The following is a 17147-nucleotide window of genomic DNA, read 5'->3' as shown; positions in this document are numbered from 1 at the left end:
GATGAGCCCGCGTCCGATGTTCTCCCGCACGACCGCCGCCTGCGCGCCATGGGTACGGACCCGGCTGCGCACCGCCCCGGGGGCGGCCTGCGCGCTCGGGCTGCTGGTGCTGCTGACGGCGTTCCTGGCCGCCGCGTTCCCACGGGCCGTCGACCGGTACGAGGGCGAGGGACTGCGCCACGACCTCGACGCCGCCTCCCCCAGGCGCAGCGTCCTGGAGGTCAGCAGTCCGCCGCCGGGCCTCCAGCTGCCGGAGGCGGCGCGCGAGAAGGCGGTGCGGGACGAGTCGCTGGGCTCCGTGCACCGGGCGCTGCTGGCCGGGCTGCCAGGTCCGCTGCGGGCCGACGCCAGCCAGTCCGCGTACGGGCTCCGGACGACGGACCCGATCCCCGCAACCGAGCCCTGGCTCCCCCGCCCCTACGGCATCGACCCGGAGCTGACGTACACGACGCAGTCGGGACTGCCCGAGCACGCCACCCTGCGCGCGGGCACGTGGCCGACCGTCCGAGGCAAGGTCACCTCCGGCACCGCGGAGGTGGAGGCGGCGGTCACCGAGGAGACCGCGAAGGCACTGCGGATCAAGGTCGGCTCGGCCGTCTCCGTACCGGTCGCCAGGGGCGGGCGGTTCACGGTACGGATCACCGGCATCGTCACCCCGCTGCGCCCGAAGGCCGCCTACTGGTCGGCCGAGCAGTTGCTGCGCACCCCCTCGCTGGTGGCCAAGCCGTCGAAGACCGAGCCGCGCTACTACTGGACGGCGGCGCTGCTGCTGCCCCCGGACGCCGCGCCGGCGCTGCTCACGACCACCGGGCAGCCGGAGGCGTACTGGCGGATCATGCCGGACGTCGCGCGGCTGACCACCCTCGACACGGACCGGCTCCGCTCCTCCGTTGCCTCCCTGGAGGGCGGCCCCGGGCTGCTGAAGGTGCGCGCGTCCGCCGGTGCGACCGCGACGGTGACGACCGACCTGGACGAGATCGTCAGCACGTACGAGGGGACGCGGCAGGCGATCCGCCCCGTCGTCACTGTCGCCGCCGTCGGCATCGGGGCCGTCGCCGCCATCGTGCTGCTGATGACGGGCGGCCTGATCGCCGGCCGCCGCCACGACGAACTCGCGCTGCTCCGGGCCCGGGGCGGCTCCCTGCGGTCCATCGGGGGCCGGCTGCTCGCCGAGACCGCGGTGACGGCCGTGCCCGCCGCCGCGCTGGGCCTGCTGCTCGCGGTGCTGGTGACCGGCGGGGGCCGGCTGTGGCCCTCGGCCGCCGGGGCGGCGGCGGTAGGCGTACTGGTCTGCGCCGCGCTTCCGCTCCGTACCGTGCTGACGCACCGCAAACCACGACCGCACGGCGGCCGCGACGACCTGGTGAGCGTGCGGCCGTCCCGGCGGCGCACCGTCGCCGAGCTGACCCTGCTGGTGCTGGCCGTCGGCGCGGTCGTCGCCCTGCGCCGGCGCGGCACGGGCGGCGAGGGGGGCACCGACCTCCTGGCCAGCGCCGCCCCCGTGCTGGTCGCGCTGATCGCGGCGCTGGTGCTCGTCCGGCTCTACCCGCTGCCGCTGCGGCTCGCACTGCGCTCCGTGGCGCGGCTGCGCGGCGCCATCGGCTTCCTGGCGCTGGCCCGCGCCGGACGCTCCTCGGCCGCCGGCACGCTGCCGCTGCTGGCGCTGCTGGTCGCGCTGACGACGGCGGCGTTCGGCGGCTCGGTCCTCGCGGGGGTCGCGGCCGCCCGGGACACCGCGGCGGTCCTCGCGACCGGCGCGGACGCCCGGATCAGCGGCGAGGCCGACTCCGCGCCGCTGCCGGACAGCCTGGTCCGTACGGTGTCCGGGGCGGACGGCGTACGGGAGGTGGCGCCCGTGCAGATCGAGTACGGCGTCTCGCTGCCGCCGCCCGAGCGCGGCTTCGAGGACGCGCAGGGCACCACCCTGATCGGCGTCGACCCGGCCAGCTACGCCCGGCTGGCCCGGTCCACCGGCGTCGGCGGCTTCACCGCGGACCGGCTGAAGTACACCGGACCGCCGCCCCCGAAGGGCACGATGCCCTCCAAGGACCGGGTACTGCCGGTCCTCGCCTCGCCGGCCGTCGCCCAGCGGCTCGGGAACCGGCCGCGCGATCTCCAGTCGATGGCCGGGGACTTCAGGGTCCGGGTGGCGGGCACGGTCGCGCACACCCCCGCCGTCACCGACACCTCCTTCATGGTCGTCGACGCCTCGGCCCTCACCCACCGGCAGACCACCGCCCTGCTGCTCACCGGCGACCGGCTCGACGCCGAGACACTGCGCGCGACGGCCCACAAAGCGGGCAAGGGCCTCACCGTGCGGCTGCGCTCCGAGGCGCGCGCGGCCTACGTGGACACCCCCATGCAGGTCGGCGCAGAGCGGATCTACGCGGCGGCGATCGCGGCCGGCGCGGGCTACGCCCTGCTCGCCGTGCTCCTCTCCCTGCTCCGCACCGCCCCGGAGCGCACCACACTGCTGGCCCGGCTGCGCACCATGGGCATCGGCACCCGGCAGGGCGGACGCCTGCTGGGCTACGAGGCCATGCCCCAGGCGCTGCTCGCGGCCGTGGGCGGCCTGCTCGTCGGCCGGGCCACCATCGCGCTGCTGGCACCGGGCGTCGATCTGGTGCACCTCGCGCTCGCGACCGGGCCGGGCTCCGGTCTGCTCTACGACGCACCGCTGCGGGCGGATGCGTGGTCCATGGTCCTGCCGGCACTCGGCGTGGTCGTCCTCACCGCCGCGGTGGCCGGTGTACAGGCCTGGTGGACCGGCCGCCGCGGCTCGATCACCGAACTCAGGGCAGGAGACTCCCGATGACGACTCCGTCGACCGATGCCACGCTGGCGGAACTCGAACAGCGGGCCGCCGCACGCCGCGACCGGCCCTCGTACGGGCACGACGCGCTGATCTCCTGCGACCGGCTGGTGCGCATCTTCACCACGGACGGGGTGGAGGTGCAGGCCCTCCAGGGTCTGGATCTGCTGGTCGCCGAGGGCGAGTTGCTGGCGCTGGTCGGCGCGTCCGGCAGCGGCAAGTCGACGCTGATGAACATCCTGGCGGGTCTCGACGTGCCCACGGCGGGCGCGGCGAAGGTGGCGGGCTGCGATCTGCTGTCGATGGGGCAGAAGGAGCGGCTCCGCTACCGCCGGGACGTCGTCGGGTTCGTCTGGCAGCAGACCGCCCGCAATCTCCTGCCTTATCTGACGGCGATCCAGAACGTCACGCTGCCGATGCAGCTGCGCGGCGGCGGGCGCAACCGTGAACGGGCCGCGCGCGCCGAGTCGTTGCTGGCGATGCTGGAGGTGGCGGACTGCCGTGACCGGCGCCCGAGGCAGATGTCGGGCGGTCAGCAGCAGCGGGTGGCGATCGCGGTCTCGCTGGCCAACTCCCCCAAGGTGCTGCTCGCGGACGAGCCGACCGGGGAGCTGGACTCGGCCACCGGCGAACAGGTCTTCGCCGCCTTCCGCCGCGCCAACGAGGAGCTGGGCACGACGATCGTGATCGTCACGCACGACCAGGCGGTCGCGAACGAGGTCCGCCGCACGGTCGCCATCCGGGACGGCCGGACCTCCTTCGAGGTGCTGCGCCGCACCGAGGTCGACGCGGCGACGGGCCAGGAGTCCCAGGTGGCCCGCGAGTACGCGATGCTCGACCGGGCGGGCAGGCTGCAACTGCCCTCGGACTACACGGAGTCGCTGGGCATGGAGCACCGGGTGCTGCTGGAGCTGGAGCAGGACCACATCGGGGTGTGGCCGGACGCCCGCGAGCCGGAGTGAGCGGGCCTGCCCGGAGGCGTACCGCGGCCCGGAGACGTACCGCGGAGTGCGGACCGGGCGCGTCCCCCGGCCCGCTGTAGGCTCCCCGCATGGCGACGCACGAGCACGAGATCACCGAGCCCGTCGATCTCTGTCTGCCCGACGGCCGTCTCGATCCGGCGGCGGTCGGCTGGTCCCGGGTGCCGCTGCACCGCGCCAATCTGCGCGGCTGGGGCCGGACGAAGCGCTGGGAGTACTGGTGCGTGACGACGCCCACCCATCTGGTGGCGCTGACCGTCAGTGACCTCGACTTCCTCGCCCTGAACACGGTCTACCTGCTCGAATACGCCCCGGGCGGGCTGGAGTCGGAGCGCACCGCGATCGTCCCCGGCGGCTTCGGCACCGCGCTCCCCGAGACCGTGGCGGGCGCCTCCGGCTCGGAGGACGTGGTGGTCGGACCCGCGCGGCCGTCCGGTGGCAAGGTGCGGATCGAGATCCGCGACGAGGGCGCCGGGACCCGGCTGAGGGCCCGTTGTCTGACCGCGGACCGGGTGCCGCTGGAGGTGGACCTGCTGGTCGCCCGGGAGCCGGGACACGAATCGCTCTCCGTCGTGGTGCCGTGGAGCGACCGGCGCTTCCAGTACACCTCCAAGCACACCGCGCTCCCCGCGTCCGGCCGGGTCAGGATCGGCACGGAGTTCCTGGAGTTCGACGGGGACGACACCTGGGCCGTCCTGGACCACGGCCGGGGCCGCTGGCCGCGTACGGTCGACTGGAACTGGGGCGCCGCCTCCGGACGCACCGGCGGACACACGGTGGGCCTCCAGTTCGGCGGACGCTGGACGGCGGGCACCGGCTCCACCGAGAACGGGCTCTGCGTGGACGGCAGGCTCACCAAGATCGGCGAGGAGCTGGACTGGCGGTGGTCGACGGCCGACCCCCTCGCCCCGTGGACCATCCGTACGCCCTCGTCGGGCCAGGTCGACCTGACGTTCACCCCGTTCCACAACCGGTCGGCACGCACGGAGGCCGGTCTGATCGCCAACCGCACCGATCAGTGCTTCGGCCATTACGACGGCCGCATCCGCACCGACGACGGCGAAGAGATCGTGGTGGAACGGCTGCTGGGCTGGGCCGAGGACGTTCACATGCGCTGGTGAACCGGCTGTCCGATCCGCTCCTGGTCAGGGCCGAAGGGCCCTGGGTCCTGTCCGGTGGATCAGGCGCGCCCCGGCCGTGATCCGCCGGACCGGCCCTAGCCGCCCACGGAGACGCCGAGCGGGCCCAGTCCGGCACCGGCGCGGCGCAGGGCGATCGCGCCGAACGGGGTGCGCAGCCGCAGCCACGCCCCCGCCGCGAGCAGCGCGACGGGGAAGTCGGGCGCGGACCGGAGGAAGCCGAGGGCCTGTGCCGCGTGCACGGCGCGCAGCGGGAGCTCCGTGCCGCCGACGGTCCGGGACCAGATGTCGCGTCCGATGAGCTCACGCTCGGTCCGCGTACGCCGGTCCTCCGGCAGTGCCTCGTCGCGCGCCCGGAACTCCTTCACGGCGGCGCTCAGCGCCGTACCCAGGGCGACGGGGCCGGGCAGTGCCGGGCGGCACTCCTGCCAGCCGCCGCGCGGAGGCAGCACGCCCGTCCAGGGCGGTCCGGTCACCGGCTGGGGCAGCGCCCCGGCACCGGCGTCCGGTCCCTCGACGTCCAGGGATTCGAGGAGTTCGCCGGCCGACACCGTGACGTCGAAGTCATGCGTGTCCGCGAGGCGCACCGCCCGGATCGCCAGGACCTCGAACGACGGCGGCCGGCCGAACACGGCGAGCGCCCCGCCGCCCGCCTGGAGGCGTACGGCGGCGGCCCGGTCGTAGTGGAGCAGCCGGCCGAGGAAGGCCGCGAGATCCGCGGCCTCCCTCGCGTCGGCGAACAGCAGCGACTGCACGGGCACGGTCATGCCGCAGCGGGCTCCTCGGCCAGGTACTTCTGGAGGAAGAGCTTCTCCTCCGCGGAGATCCGCCGCGGGCGCTCCTCGGCCAGGTCGTACGGCACGACGATGGTCGACGCCCGTACGTACACCTGGTCGGGGTCCTTGACCTCGTAGGCGATCGTCAGCGACGCGGCACCGATCTTCGTGACCCAGGACTCGACGGTGACCGGCGTGTGCCGGTGGACCAGCGGCCGGACGTAGTCGATCTCGTGCCGGGCCACGACGGAGCCGCCCGCGAACGACGGCGAGCCGTCGCCCGGCGCCAGCCGGAACATGAAGTCGATGCGCGCCTCCTCCAGGTAGCGGAGGAAGACCACGTTGTTGACGTGGCCGAAGGCATCCATGTCCGACCAGCGCAGCGGGCAGCTGTAGATGTGACGTGCCAAGACGATCAGCCTCGCGTGAGCTTCTTGTACGTGGCGCGGTGCGGACGGGCCGCGTCCGCACCGAGGCGCTCGACCTTGTTCTTCTCGTACGACTCGAAGTTGCCCTCGAACCAGTACCACTTGGAGTCGCCCTCGTACGCCAGGATGTGCGTGGCGACGCGGTCCAGGAACCAGCGGTCGTGGGAGATGACCACGGCCGCGCCCGGGAACTCCAGGAGTGCGTTCTCCAGCGAGGACAGGGTCTCGACGTCGAGGTCGTTGGTGGGCTCGTCGAGGAGCAGCAGGTTGCCGCCCTCCTTGAGCGTCAGCGCCAGGTTGAGGCGGTTGCGCTCACCACCGGAGAGGACCCCGGCCGGCTTCTGCTGGTCCGGGCCCTTGAAGCCGAACGCGGAGACGTAGGCCCGCGAGGGCATCTCGACCTGGCCGACGTTGATGTAGTCCAGCTCGTCCGACACGACGGCCCAGAGGGTCTTCTTCGGATCGATGTTGGCGCGGGACTGGTCGACGTAGGAGATCTTGACCGTGTCGCCGACCTTGATGGCGCCGGAGTCCGGCGTCTCCAGGCCCTGGATCATCTTGAACAGCGTGGTCTTGCCCGCGCCGTTCGGGCCGATGATGCCGACGATGCCGTTGCGCGGCAGCGTGAACGACAGGTCGTCGATGAGGACCTTGTCACCGAAGGCCTTGGAGAGGTTCTCGACCTCGACGACGATGGAACCGAGCCGCGGGCCCGGCGGGATCTGGATCTCCTCGAAGTCCAGCTTCCGCATCTTGTCCGCCTCGGCCGCCATCTCCTCGTACCGGGCGAGACGTGCCTTGGACTTGGTCTGCCGGCCCTTGGCGTTGGAGCGGACCCACTCCAGCTCTTCCTTGAGCCGCTTCTGACGCTTCTCGTCCTTGCGGCCCTCGACCTTGAGGCGGGTGGCCTTCTTCTCCAGGTAGGTGGAGTAGTTGCCCTCGTAGGGGATGGCGCGGCCGCGGTCGAGCTCAAGGATCCACTCGGCGACGTTGTTCAGGAAGTACCGGTCGTGGGTCACGGCCACCACCGCGCCCGCGTACTTCGAGAGGTGCTGCTCCAGCCAGTTCACCGACTCGGCGTCGAGGTGGTTGGTGGGCTCGTCGAGCAGCAGCAGGTCCGGGGCCTCGATGAGCAGCTTGCAGAGCGCCACGCGGCGCTTCTCGCCACCGGAGAGCGTGGTGACCGGCCAGTCGCCGGGCGGGCAGCCCAGGGCGTCCATGGCCTGCTCCAGCTGAGCGTCCAGGTCCCACGCGTTGGCGTGGTCCAGGTCCTCCTGGAGCTTGCCCATCTCGTCCATGAGCGCGTCGGTGTAGTCGGTCGCCATTTCCTCGGCGACCTCGTTGAACCGCTTCAGCTTGCCCATGATCTCGGCGGCGCCGTCCTGGACGTTCTCCAGCACGGACTTCGACTCGTCGAGGTGGGGCTCCTGCATGAGGATGCCGACGCTGAACCCGGGCGACAGGAAGGCGTCGCCGTTGGACGGCTGCTCCAGGCCCGCCATGATCTTCAGCACCGTGGACTTACCGGCACCGTTGGGGCCCACCACACCGATCTTCGCGCCGGGCAGGAAGCTCAGCGTGACGTCGTCAAGGATGACCTTGTCGCCGTGCGCCTTGCGTGTCTTGCGCATCGTGTAGATGTACTCAGCCAAGAGAAACCGTCCGGCAATCGATGAGTGGGCAGATACACCCATCTTGCCTGACGTCCGTGCCCGGATGGAAACCAGTACTGCCCGCGGTACCCGCCTTCTTGCTCCCCGGAACGCCCCGGCCCTGGCCCGGGGTACGCGACAGCCCCGGTACGCGGTCGCGTACCGGGGCTGTCATCAGCACATCGTCACCGTGTGCCTACGGTTCATCACTGACCGGCGGTCTGGCCCTTGCGCCGGCGGAGGAAGAAGACCGCGCCGCCGCCGATGACGACGAGGGCGACCGCGATCCCCGCGATGATCGGGGTGGCGTTGGAGCTTCCGGTCTCGGCGAGGTCACCCTCGGCGCCCGTGGAGCCGCCGCCCGCGGTTGCGGTGGTCGTGCTGGGCTGGTCGGCGGTCTGGGTGTCGAGGCCGCCGGTGGTGCTGGAGGCGGGGCTGCTGGTCTTGCAGTCCAGCACGCCGCTGAACGTCTTCGTGAACCCGCCAGGACCGGTGACGGTGAAGTCGTACGCCTGGTCCTCAGCGACCGGCACGGTCACCGTCGCGGACTTGCCCGCCGCGACGGTGTGCTCCGTCCCGGCCAGCTCGAAGGTGAACGCCTCGTCGCCCTGGTTGCTCGCGGTGACGTCCACACCGCCCTTGGCGCAGTTCTTCTTGGCGGAGACCGCGGGCATCGCGCCCTTCTTGGCCCAGGTCGCGGTGGCGCTCGCGGAGACCGTGGACTCGCTGGAGCCGGCCAGGATCTGGGTCTGGCTCTTGGTCACACCGGCGAAGGCCCGGCCGACCGGTACCGAGGTGGTGGCCTGGACGGTCAGCGAGGCCGAGCCGTCGGCGGCGGCGGCCGGAACGTCGAAGTACAGCTCGGTGCCGTCGGCCGCCGCGGTGACGGCCGTGCCCTTCTTGTCGGTGACCTTGACGCCGCTGGCGGAGTCGGCGGGCGGGGCCACCGAGACCTGACCGGCGTTGGTGCGGACGGTGACCGGTCCCAGCCGCTCACCGGACCGGCCGGACACGGCGGGGGTTTCCAGCGAGAGGGACGCCTTGGGCTCCGCCGTGTCGGTGGCGGACTTCTGCAGCCAGTCGGCGAGCTTCTCCGCCTGGCTGTCCGACGCGTCGACGTCGGCGTTGTCCGAGAAGCGCCAGATGGCCACCTGGGTGCCCGCGGCCGCGGTCTTCTCGGTGAGCGGCCCGGTGCCCGCCGCCTCCGCGAGTGCCGAGAGGTCGTCCACCTGCGGGTAGGAGTGCTCAAGGATCCAGCGGATCCGTCCGGCGTCCTTGTTGCCGCCCAGCGAGGTCTGGGACCAGGGGGTCTCCAGGTACTTCGCCTGGTCCTGGGTGGGGTTGTGGATGTCGATGCAGTACGTCTTGAGCTTGCCGCCGCCGTCCACGGTCATCTCGAAGAGCCCGGCCGGCAGCTCCTGGTCCTTGCCGTCCGCGTGCAGTACCGCGACATCGTACGTCTTCAACCCGTCGAGTACCGCGCTCGCGCCGCCCTGGTGCTGCGGCGCCTCGTCGGCAGCCGCGCCGCCCGCGCCTGCGAGCGTGCCCGCGATGACCAGACCGGATGCCGCCACCGACGCCGCCAGGCGCGATATGCCCCGGATCCGTCGGGAATTGACCGTCGCCCTGGATGACGAAGCGGTCGCTGAAGAAGCAAAAAACACAGAATTCCCCTCCGGGCGAGACCCTCGCGCCTGGTGCGCGTGTGGGGATTGTCCCGCCTGCCGACTCAAGTGCCCTGTGAGTACTGGGGAATCCTAAGTACGAAGCGAAGCACAGTCCCCCGTCATACCTTCGGATAACCATTCCGACTCGGAATCGTTATCCCCGCCAGCGCCTGGAACGGCGGTGGTTGGTGCCGCCGGTCAGGGCGCGGACACGAGCTCGGGCCCGTTTTTCCGGCGAACCACCCGGCGCCTGGCCGCCGGACGCTCCACCCGGTCCGGCCGACCGGCCTGCCCTCCCCGCCGATCTTGCCGCTCCGCCTGGTCCGCCTGGTCCGCCTGGTCCAGCCGCTCCCCCTGATCCGGCTGATCCGGCTGATCCAGTTGTTCCAGTTGTTCCCCGGGGCTCAGCCGCTCCCGCTGCTCGGGCTGTTCGCCCCGCTCCCGCGGTGTCGTCGCCGGCCGGTCCCGCCCGGACACCTCGCGCACCGCCCACTCGTCCGGCTCGCCCGCGACCGCACCACCGGTCCGCGACACCAGCCCCGGGTCCGCCCTGACCACCCGTCGGAACGCTGACGTCCCCCTGGTCAGATCGTGGCCCACCGCCGTCGCCTCGATGTCCACGAACGTCCTTCGCTGCCCCTCCCGTTCCTCCTCACGCACCTTCAGCCTGCCGTGCACCACCAGGGGTTCACCGACTGAGACGGAACCCGTCAGATTGGACGCCAGGGTGCGCCATGCCCACACGGTGTAGAAGCTGGTGTGCCCGTCCGACCAGAGCTGTTTCTCCCGGTCCCACCGCCGCGGCGTCACCGCGAACCGGAATCGCGCCATTCCCCCGCTCCGGGTCTCCCGGAACTCCACACCGGTGGCCGCATTGCCCACCAGCGTCACCAAGGTCTCGTTCATGACTCCGCCTCCCCCTCGCACTGGATACAGTGACCCGCGCCCCTGCGGCCGGTCGCTGATCCCATGCTGAGGGGGAGGCGGAATTCCTGCTGGCGCCTGTGGACTAACGGCCCGTTGTGGAAAACTCCGTCACCGCCACAAAGCGCTCCCGCACCTCGCGATAGCGCACCAGTTCCGCGGAGACCGGATCGAGCACCCGGGCCCGCCCGCAGGCGGCCGCAGCCTCGCGCAGCCTGCGTTCGGCCTCCTGGCCGTACCGCCGTGCGGGCCCCCGGGCCGCCGCCGCGCACGACCACTCCACCAGCGGGCCGCCGACGATCCCCGCCAGCATCACCAGAGCGGGCGTCAGCAGCCCCGGTTCGAGCACACCGATGATCTGGCCGATCAGCCACAGGCCGCCGAAGATCTGCAGCAGCGTCATCGCCACCTGCGCCAGTACGGCCGCGGGCCACCAGGCCGGGCGCGGGGGCCTGGTGGAGGCCCGCCCCCGGTGCGCCCCGGTCCGCGCCCCGGTCCGCGCGCCGGGTTCCGCCGGCTCACCGGCGTCGTTCTCCGCGCCCCGCCCCGGCGCCGCAGCGGCGCGCCCGGCCAGTTCGTCGAGCGCCTCCGGCAGCCCCCGCGCGCCGTGCACCGCGGCCTCGCGCACCGCTTGCGCCCACGGCCCGGGCAGCCCGTCGACGGCGTCGTCCGCGACCGTGCGTACCGCCTGCTCAACCCGCTGACGTGCGGTGAGCTGCTCCTCCGGCGGGGCGGTGAACGCCGTCCGGTCCAGCAGCCGGGGATGCCGGGTGGACTCGTACCAGCGCCACAGCCGCAGCCACGGCGTCCCGCACGCCCGGCCCGCGTTGCGGCGCCATTCGCGCTCCGCCGCCTGACCGGCCGCGGCGGCGCCGACGGCCTCCGCGAGCCGGTCGGCGAACTCCTCCCTGGCCCGCTCCCCCAGCCCGGTCCGTCCCTCGGCCACGTACACCGGGCGGAGCCTGGCGGCGGCGGCGTCCACATCGGCGGAGAGCCGGCGCGTCGCGGCCGTGCGCTCCTGGACGAACCGGCCCAGGAGTTCGCGCAGTTCGCCCACCCCCTCGCCGGTGAGCGCGGACAGCGACAGCACGGTGGCGCCCGGGTCGCCGTGCTCGCCGAGGGCCATTCCGTCCTCGTCGAGCAGCCGGCGCAGGTCGTCCAGGACCTGGTCGGCGGCGTCTCCGGGCAGCCGGTCGATCTGGTTGAGGACGACGAAGGTGACCTCGGCGTGGCCGGCGAGCGGGCGCAGGTAGCGCTCGTGCAGCGCGGCGTCCGCGTACTTCTCCGGGTCCACGACCCAGACCACCGCGTCGACCAGCGCCAGCACCCGGTCCACCTGTTCACGGTGCCCGGCCGCCGCAGAGTCGTGGTCCGGCAGGTCGACCAGGACGAGCCCCTGGAGCGCCTCGTCGGCCGCCGCCCCGCCCTGCTGCGGCCGGCGCCTGAGCCGCCCCGGGATCGCCAGCCGGTCCAGCAGCCCCGCGGCGCCGTCCGTCCACGAGCAGGCGATGGGCGAGGCGGTGGTCGGCCTGCGCAGCCCGGCCTCGGAGATCTGCGCGCCCGCCAGGGAGTTGAAGAGCGTCGACTTGCCGCTGCCGCTCGCTCCGGCGATGGCGACGACGGTGTGCCGGGAGGAGAGCCGCTGCCGGGCGGCTGCCTCGTCGAGCACCCGGCCCGCCTCCGCGAGGTCGGTCCGGTCGAGCCGGGCCCTGGAGAGCCCGACGAGCTCACGCAGGGCGTCCAGGCGGGGGCCGAGCGGACTGCCGGAGGGAACGTACGCCTCGACCTGCGGCCGGCCGTCGTCCTCCGGGGCGGCGGCGGGCGTCTCCTGAGGGACGGCCACGGCGGCGGCGCGGCGGGCGATGAGACCGTCGTCCCAGCCACAGCCCGTCCCGCCCGGGTCCGTCCTCCTGCCCTTCGCCAGGCCCCGCGCCCCGTCCTCGGTGCCGTCCTCCGCAAGGCCCTTCGCCAGGTCCCGCGCCCCGTCCTCGGTACCGTCCTCCGCAAGGCCCTTCAGCAGGCCTCGCGCCTTGTCCTCGGTGCCGTCCTCCGCCAGGCCCTTCGGCCGGCCGTGCGCACCGTCCTCCGCCAGGCCCTCCGGCCGGTCCTCCGCGCGGTCCTCTCCGGGGGCGGAACCCCCGTCCGGGCCGCGCCCCGGCTCGGACCCCGGCTCGGACCGCGGCTCGGACCGCGGTTCTTGTCCCCGGCCCGGACCCTCGTCAGTGACGGCAGTCATCGCTGCCACCTCTCCTTCTGCAGTACGGACAGCGCGGCGATCAGTTCTGCTTGCGGCTCCGGTGCCACGTCGAGTGCGTCCAGCGGGGCGAGGCGCCGGTCGCGTTCGCCCCCGAGCACCTGGTCGAGATAGCTGGTGAGCAGTGCCCCGCCCTTGTCGCACAGCCTCAGGGCGCCCTGCGCGCCGATGCGTTCGGCCAGCTGTTCGCCGGCGGCACGGGCCCGTCGGCCGCCGAGCAGGGCGGCGGCCAGCAGGGCCGCGACGGTCTCCGCATCGGGCGCGGCGTTGCGTTCCATGAGGCGCACCTCTTCCTCCGCCAGCTCCTCCAGGACCCTGCGCCAGCGCCGTACGGTCATGGCGATCCGGCCCCGGATGTCCTCGGCCGGCCCCCATCCGCCCTCTTCCCGGCCCACCGCCTCGAAGCCGAAGACCGCGGCCGCCGGCTCCCGCCGCCAGGTCGTCCGGATCTGTTCGTCGGCGGCCGCCACCGCGCACTCCAGGAGTGCGGCGAGGCTCTCCACCAGGGCTTCGAGGACTTCTTCCGTGGTGCTGTACAGCGGGTAGCCGCGCCACCTGGTGCGGGCGTCGCCGGCGAGCGCGCCGCCGTTCCGCAGCCGCCGCCGCACCCGTGCGCCCTCCTTCCGGTACGCGTCCTCGACGACTCCGGTCAGCCGTACGGCGGCCGCGTACTGGGCCGCGACGGCTCCGGCGAGCGCGGGCAGCCGGACATCGAGCGAGTCGATCACCCCGGCCGCCGTACGCCCCACCGCCTGCTGCCGGGCCGCCGGGTCCTGCGCGCGGTGGGTGAGCCAGGCACGCAGCGGGGCGACCGCCGTGGTGGGAAGCAGTCCGCTGCCGCCGCCCGCCGACTCGGGCAGTTCGGGGATGGTGAAGCGGGGCACCTCGCCGAGACCGGCCTTGGTGAGGAGCGCCCCGTACTGCCGCGAGACCTCGGCGATCACCTGGTGCGGCACCCGGTCCAGGACGGTGACGAGCGAGGCGTCGTACTCCTTGGCGGTGCGCAGCAGGTGCCAGGGCACGGCGTCGGCGTACCGGGCGGCGGTGGTCACCATCACCCAGATGTCCGCCGCGCAGACGAGTTCGGCGGCCAGCACCCGGTTGCGCACGACGAGCGAGTCGATGTCGGGGGCGTCCAGCAGGGCGAGCCCGCGCGGCAGCCCGCCGGCGGTCTCGACGCGGAGCGCGGTCCCCTCCTCCGCGGCCTTCCCGCCGGCCCCGTCGAGGTGGTCGCACTGGCCGGGGTTCACGGACTCCTCGGGCGACAGCCAGACCCGGGTCAGCTGCGGGAGCACCCGGATGTCGGCGAACCAGTGGTGATCATCCGGATGGCAGACCAGCACCGGGGTGCGGGTGGTCGGCCGCAGCACCCCTGCCTCGCTGACCCGGCGCCCCACCAGGGAGTTGACGAGCGTCGACTTGCCCGCGCCGGTGGACCCGCCGATGACAACCAGCAGGGGGGCCTCGGGGTCCTTGAGCCGGGGCAGCAGGTAGTCGTCGAGCTGGGCGAGCAGCTCGATCCTGGTCTGCCTGGCGCGTGGAGCGCCCGGCAGCGGGAGTGGAAGACGCACGGCAGCGACACGGTCGCGCAGGGCGGAGAGTGCGTCGATGAGCTGAGGCCGTACGTCCAAGGTCACCACATGCGAAGAATGCCCAATTTTGGCGCCTTTTTGAAGCGTATAACCCCCTCTGCGCGGCGGTTCCTCCTCCGGACAGAGGGGACGAGTGGGGCGCAGGCATAACGAGTGCACAACGCCCGGGGCGTGAGGCGCCAAAAGCTATGCATGAATCGCACCTACCTGCGATTATCGTTTCGCTTCACCGAACCTCCACATCGTGCCACGCAGGTGAAGCAACCGGGTCCAGGCGTTCGGAGCCCTATCCTTGTCCCGGCAGGTCGCGGACCGCCCGGGTCCCAGGGCTCCAGGTCACCGAGGCCACCACCCGGCCCCCGTAGCTCAGTGGATAGAGCAGGCGCCTTCTAAGCGCTTGGCCGCAGGTTCGAGTCCTGCCGGGGGCGCTTCAGCCCAGCCGATGTCGGGCCCTCCCACGGGAGGGCCTTTTTGCTGGTCGGAGGGACGTTAGCGAGACCGGCGTAGTGACGGCGTAAGTCCGTCCGGAAGGACGGGGGCAAGGCCGGGCGCGCGGCGGTCGGGCGCGGATTCGGCTCCCCGGCGAGGTCGTGGGCCATGACATTAGTTCGTATGCAGAGCTAAAATGGCGTGATGAAGGTGGGCGAACTCTCCGACGAGCTCGCCGGGCTCCTGCCCCGTATCCAGCGGCTCGCCCGGCGCAGGCTGTGGAGCGGCTCTTCCGCTCCGAGGATGCGCGGGGCGCACGCCGAGCTGTTGCGGCTGGTGGTGACCGAGCCCGGCGTGCGCGTCTCGTCGGCCGCGCGGAGCCTCTCCCTGGCGGCCAACTCGGTGAGCACGCTGGTGAACCACCTGGCCGCGGAAGGGCTGCTGCGGCGGGAGAAGGATCCCGGGGACGGGCGCGCGGCGCTGCTGTACCCCACGCCCGCCGGAGTGGAGAGGCTGCATGAGTGGCATGCCCGCCGGGCGGCGCTCTTCCGCCGGCACCTGGCCGGGCTCGACGCCGGGGACCGCGCGGCGCTCACCGCCGCACTCCCGGCCCTGCACAGACTCGCCGCGTCGATGCGTGAGGGGGATGAGACCGCGTGACCACGTACACCGCGCCCGCTGTCCGCTGCACCGCCCTGAGCTACAGCTTCGGCGGCTCGAAGGCCGTCGACGGGCTGGACCTGCTGGTCCGGCCCGGGGAGGTGTTCGGGCTCCTCGGGCCGAACGGCGCGGGCAAGACCACCACCATGCGCGCCATCACCACCCTGCTGCCCGTCCCGGCCGGAGCCGTCGAGGTGTTCGGCCATGACGCCGCCCGGGAGCAGATGGCGGTGCGGCGCCTGCTCGGCTACGTGCCGCAGCAGTTGTCGGCCGACGCCGGGCTCACCGGCCTGGAGAACGTCCAGCTCTTCGCCCGGGTGTACGACGTGCCCCGCCGCCGGCGCGCGGCCCGGGTCGCCCAGGCGCTGGACGCCGTCGGCCTGGGCGATGTCGCCGGGCGGCTCGCCGCCACGTACTCCGGGGGCATGGTGCGCCGCCTCGAACTGGCCCAGGCCCTGGTCAGCGCCCCCCGCCTGCTGATCCTGGACGAGCCGACGATCGGCCTGGACCCGATCGCCCGCGACAGCGTCTGGGACCGGATCAACGAGATCCGGACCGGCACCGGGATGACCGTGCTGGTCACCACGCACTCCATGGACGAGGCCGACCGCCGCTGCGACCGGCTCGCCCTGATGCACCTCGGCAGGCTCCGCGCGCTCGGCACCCCCGTCGAGCTGAAGGGCGAACTGGTCGCCCACCGCCGGGAATCCGGCGAACCCGCCGCCCCGCCGCCGTCCCTGGAGGACGTCTTCCGGCACCACTCCGGAAGCGGACTGGACGACCCCGGGTCCGAGGCGGAGAAGGGAGCGTTCAACGATGTCCGACGTACCCGCCGCACCGCGACCCGGCGCGGCTGAGCCCGATCCGCGCTTCACCCTGCTGCTCACCCCGCCACCGCCGCGCACCGGCTGGCGGGTCGTACCGGCCCGGGTCGGCGCGATGTGCGCCGTCGAACTGCAGAAGCTGATGCACGACCGGACGGAGATCTACACCCGTGCCGTCCAGCCCGCGCTGTGGCTGCTGATCTTCGGTACGACGTTCTCCCGCATCCACGCCATCCCCACCGGCGGCGTCCCCTATCTCGACTTCCTGGCGCCCGGGATCATCGCCCAGTCGGCCATGTTCATCGCGATCTTCTACGGCATCATGATCATCTGGGAGCGGGACTCCGGCGTCCTCACCAAACTCATGGTCACACCGACCCCCCGGTCCGCCCTCGTGACCGGCAAGGCGTTCGCCGCCGGGGTGAAGGCCGTGATCCAGGCCGTCGTCGTCATCGTGATCGCCGCCCTGCTCGGCGTCGGCATGAGCTGGAACCCGCTGCATCTGCTCGGTGTGGCCGTGGTCGTCGTGCTCGCCTCGGCGTTCTTCTCGTGCCTGTCGATGACCATCGCCGGGATCGTGCTCACCCGTGACCGGCTGATGGGCATCGGACAGGCGATCACGATGCCGCTGTTCTTCGCCTCCAACGCGCTCTACCCCGTCGCCCTCATGCCCGGCTGGCTCCAGGCGGTCAGCAAGGTGAACCCGCTGAGCTACCAGGTGGACGCCCTGCGCGGCCTGCTGATCGGCGCCCCGTCCCATCTCGGCCTGGACTTCGGGGTGCTGGCCTTCGCCGCCGCCGTCGGCATCGTGGCCGCCGGTTCCCTGCTCGGCCGGCTCGCCCGCTGACGCCATGGGGGCAGCCGCTGCCGGTGCCCCGCGGCCGGGCGGCGGCCGGTACTCCGGCGGACCCGCCCTCTCCGGCGCGCCGTTCGACGCAGATCCGGCTCAACGAGCAGGACTCGATCACCATGATCACCGTCATCACCGTCCGGGGCCGGCCCGGCCCCGG

12 protein-coding genes, 1 tRNA gene and 1 pseudogene are annotated in these 17147 nt (G+C 72.9%); 7 read left to right on the top strand and 7 right to left on the bottom strand.

Going from position 1 to position 17147, the window contains the following annotated elements:
* Window positions 1-16: 16 nt before the first annotated feature.
* The 3 genes from ACIP89_RS01705 to ACIP89_RS01695 all read left to right on the top strand — a co-directional run bounded on the left by ACIP89_RS01705 (window position 17) and on the right by ACIP89_RS01695 (window position 4913).
* Entirely contained in the window at window positions 17-2815 is a 2799-nt protein-coding gene (locus ACIP89_RS01705) for an ABC transporter permease (RefSeq protein ID WP_402112388.1), read from the top strand.
* Window positions 2812-3774: an ABC transporter ATP-binding protein gene (locus ACIP89_RS01700; protein WP_401921561.1), complete on the top strand. Its 963-nt coding sequence runs from the start codon at window positions 2812-2814 to the stop codon at window positions 3772-3774. Before ACIP89_RS01705 ends, ACIP89_RS01700 begins: the two co-directional genes overlap by 4 nt.
* An 89-nt stretch (window positions 3775-3863) precedes the next feature.
* Window positions 3864-4913: a DUF2804 domain-containing protein gene (locus ACIP89_RS01695; protein ID WP_402112385.1), complete on the top strand. Its 1050-nt coding sequence runs from the start codon at window positions 3864-3866 to the stop codon at window positions 4911-4913.
* Between the two features lie 95 nt (window positions 4914-5008).
* Here the strand turns inward: ACIP89_RS01695 and ACIP89_RS01690 are convergent, their stop codons facing one another.
* The 7 genes and pseudogenes from ACIP89_RS01690 to ACIP89_RS01660 all read right to left on the bottom strand — a co-directional run bounded on the left by ACIP89_RS01690 (window position 5009) and on the right by ACIP89_RS01660 (window position 14263).
* Complete coding sequence (locus tag ACIP89_RS01690; protein ID WP_401921564.1) at window positions 5009-5698, bottom strand: hypothetical protein; 690 nt, start codon at window positions 5696-5698, stop codon at window positions 5009-5011.
* Window positions 5695-6117, bottom strand: coding sequence for an acyl-CoA thioesterase (locus ACIP89_RS01685; RefSeq protein ID WP_401922081.1), 423 nt, complete (start codon window positions 6115-6117; stop codon window positions 5695-5697). The genes ACIP89_RS01690 and ACIP89_RS01685 overlap by 4 nt, the downstream gene beginning before the upstream one ends.
* A 5-nt stretch (window positions 6118-6122) precedes the next feature.
* Window positions 6123-7787, bottom strand: a complete 1665-nt coding sequence (ettA, locus tag ACIP89_RS01680) for an energy-dependent translational throttle protein EttA (protein ID WP_401921565.1) — start codon at window positions 7785-7787, stop codon at window positions 6123-6125.
* Window positions 7788-7993: 206 nt separating this feature from the next.
* Window positions 7994-9451, bottom strand: a complete 1458-nt coding sequence (locus tag ACIP89_RS01675; protein WP_402112383.1) for an LAETG motif-containing sortase-dependent surface protein — start codon at window positions 9449-9451, stop codon at window positions 7994-7996.
* Window positions 9452-9955: 504 nt separating this feature from the next.
* Window positions 9956-10360, bottom strand: a pseudogene (locus tag ACIP89_RS01670) (single-stranded DNA-binding protein); the annotation flags it as partial.
* Between the two features lie 103 nt (window positions 10361-10463).
* Entirely contained in the window at window positions 10464-12623 is a 2160-nt protein-coding gene (locus tag ACIP89_RS01665) for a GTPase (protein WP_402112380.1), read from the bottom strand.
* On the bottom strand, window positions 12611-14263 hold the full coding sequence (locus ACIP89_RS01660) for a dynamin family protein (RefSeq protein WP_401922346.1): 1653 nt from the start codon (window positions 14261-14263) through the stop codon (window positions 12611-12613). Before ACIP89_RS01660 ends, ACIP89_RS01665 begins: the two co-directional genes overlap by 13 nt.
* Before the next feature lie 316 nt (window positions 14264-14579).
* Between ACIP89_RS01660 and ACIP89_RS01655 the strand changes: the two genes are divergently transcribed.
* The 4 genes from ACIP89_RS01655 to ACIP89_RS01640 all read left to right on the top strand — a co-directional run bounded on the left by ACIP89_RS01655 (window position 14580) and on the right by ACIP89_RS01640 (window position 16984).
* Window positions 14580-14652 (top strand) — tRNA-Arg (locus ACIP89_RS01655).
* Between the two features lie 205 nt (window positions 14653-14857).
* Entirely contained in the window at window positions 14858-15313 is a 456-nt protein-coding gene (locus ACIP89_RS01650) for a MarR family winged helix-turn-helix transcriptional regulator (RefSeq protein WP_401921569.1), read from the top strand.
* Window positions 15310-16170: an ABC transporter ATP-binding protein gene (locus tag ACIP89_RS01645; protein WP_401921571.1), complete on the top strand. Its 861-nt coding sequence runs from the start codon at window positions 15310-15312 to the stop codon at window positions 16168-16170. The genes ACIP89_RS01650 and ACIP89_RS01645 overlap by 4 nt, the downstream gene beginning before the upstream one ends.
* A complete protein-coding gene (locus ACIP89_RS01640) occupies window positions 16130-16984 on the top strand; it encodes an ABC transporter permease (protein WP_401921572.1) in 855 nt (284 codons plus the stop codon). The genes ACIP89_RS01645 and ACIP89_RS01640 overlap by 41 nt, the downstream gene beginning before the upstream one ends.
* Window positions 16985-17147 lie beyond the last annotated feature (163 nt).

This window comes from Streptomyces sp. NPDC088730 (assembly GCF_044751215.1).
In the GTDB taxonomy this organism is placed as follows: Bacteria; Actinomycetota; Actinomycetes; order Streptomycetales; family Streptomycetaceae; genus Streptomyces.
This window is presented reverse-complemented; position numbering and strand designations above follow the sequence as displayed.

Excerpts from the sequence above, each read along its gene's own strand:
- ACIP89_RS01705 (WP_402112388.1), top strand. The coding sequence starts at position 17 with ATGTTCTCCCGCACGACCGCCGCCTGCGCGCCATGGGTACGGACCCGG.
- ACIP89_RS01640 (WP_401921572.1), top strand. The coding sequence starts at position 16,130 with ATGTCCGACGTACCCGCCGCACCGCGACCCGGCGCGGCTGAGCCCGAT.
- ACIP89_RS01650 (WP_401921569.1), top strand. The coding sequence starts at position 14,858 with ATGAAGGTGGGCGAACTCTCCGACGAGCTCGCCGGGCTCCTGCCCCGT.
- ACIP89_RS01690 (WP_401921564.1), bottom strand. The coding sequence starts at position 5,698 with ATGACCGTGCCCGTGCAGTCGCTGCTGTTCGCCGACGCGAGGGAGGCC.
- ACIP89_RS01700 (WP_401921561.1), top strand. The coding sequence starts at position 2,812 with ATGACGACTCCGTCGACCGATGCCACGCTGGCGGAACTCGAACAGCGG.
- ACIP89_RS01695 (WP_402112385.1), top strand. The coding sequence starts at position 3,864 with ATGGCGACGCACGAGCACGAGATCACCGAGCCCGTCGATCTCTGTCTG.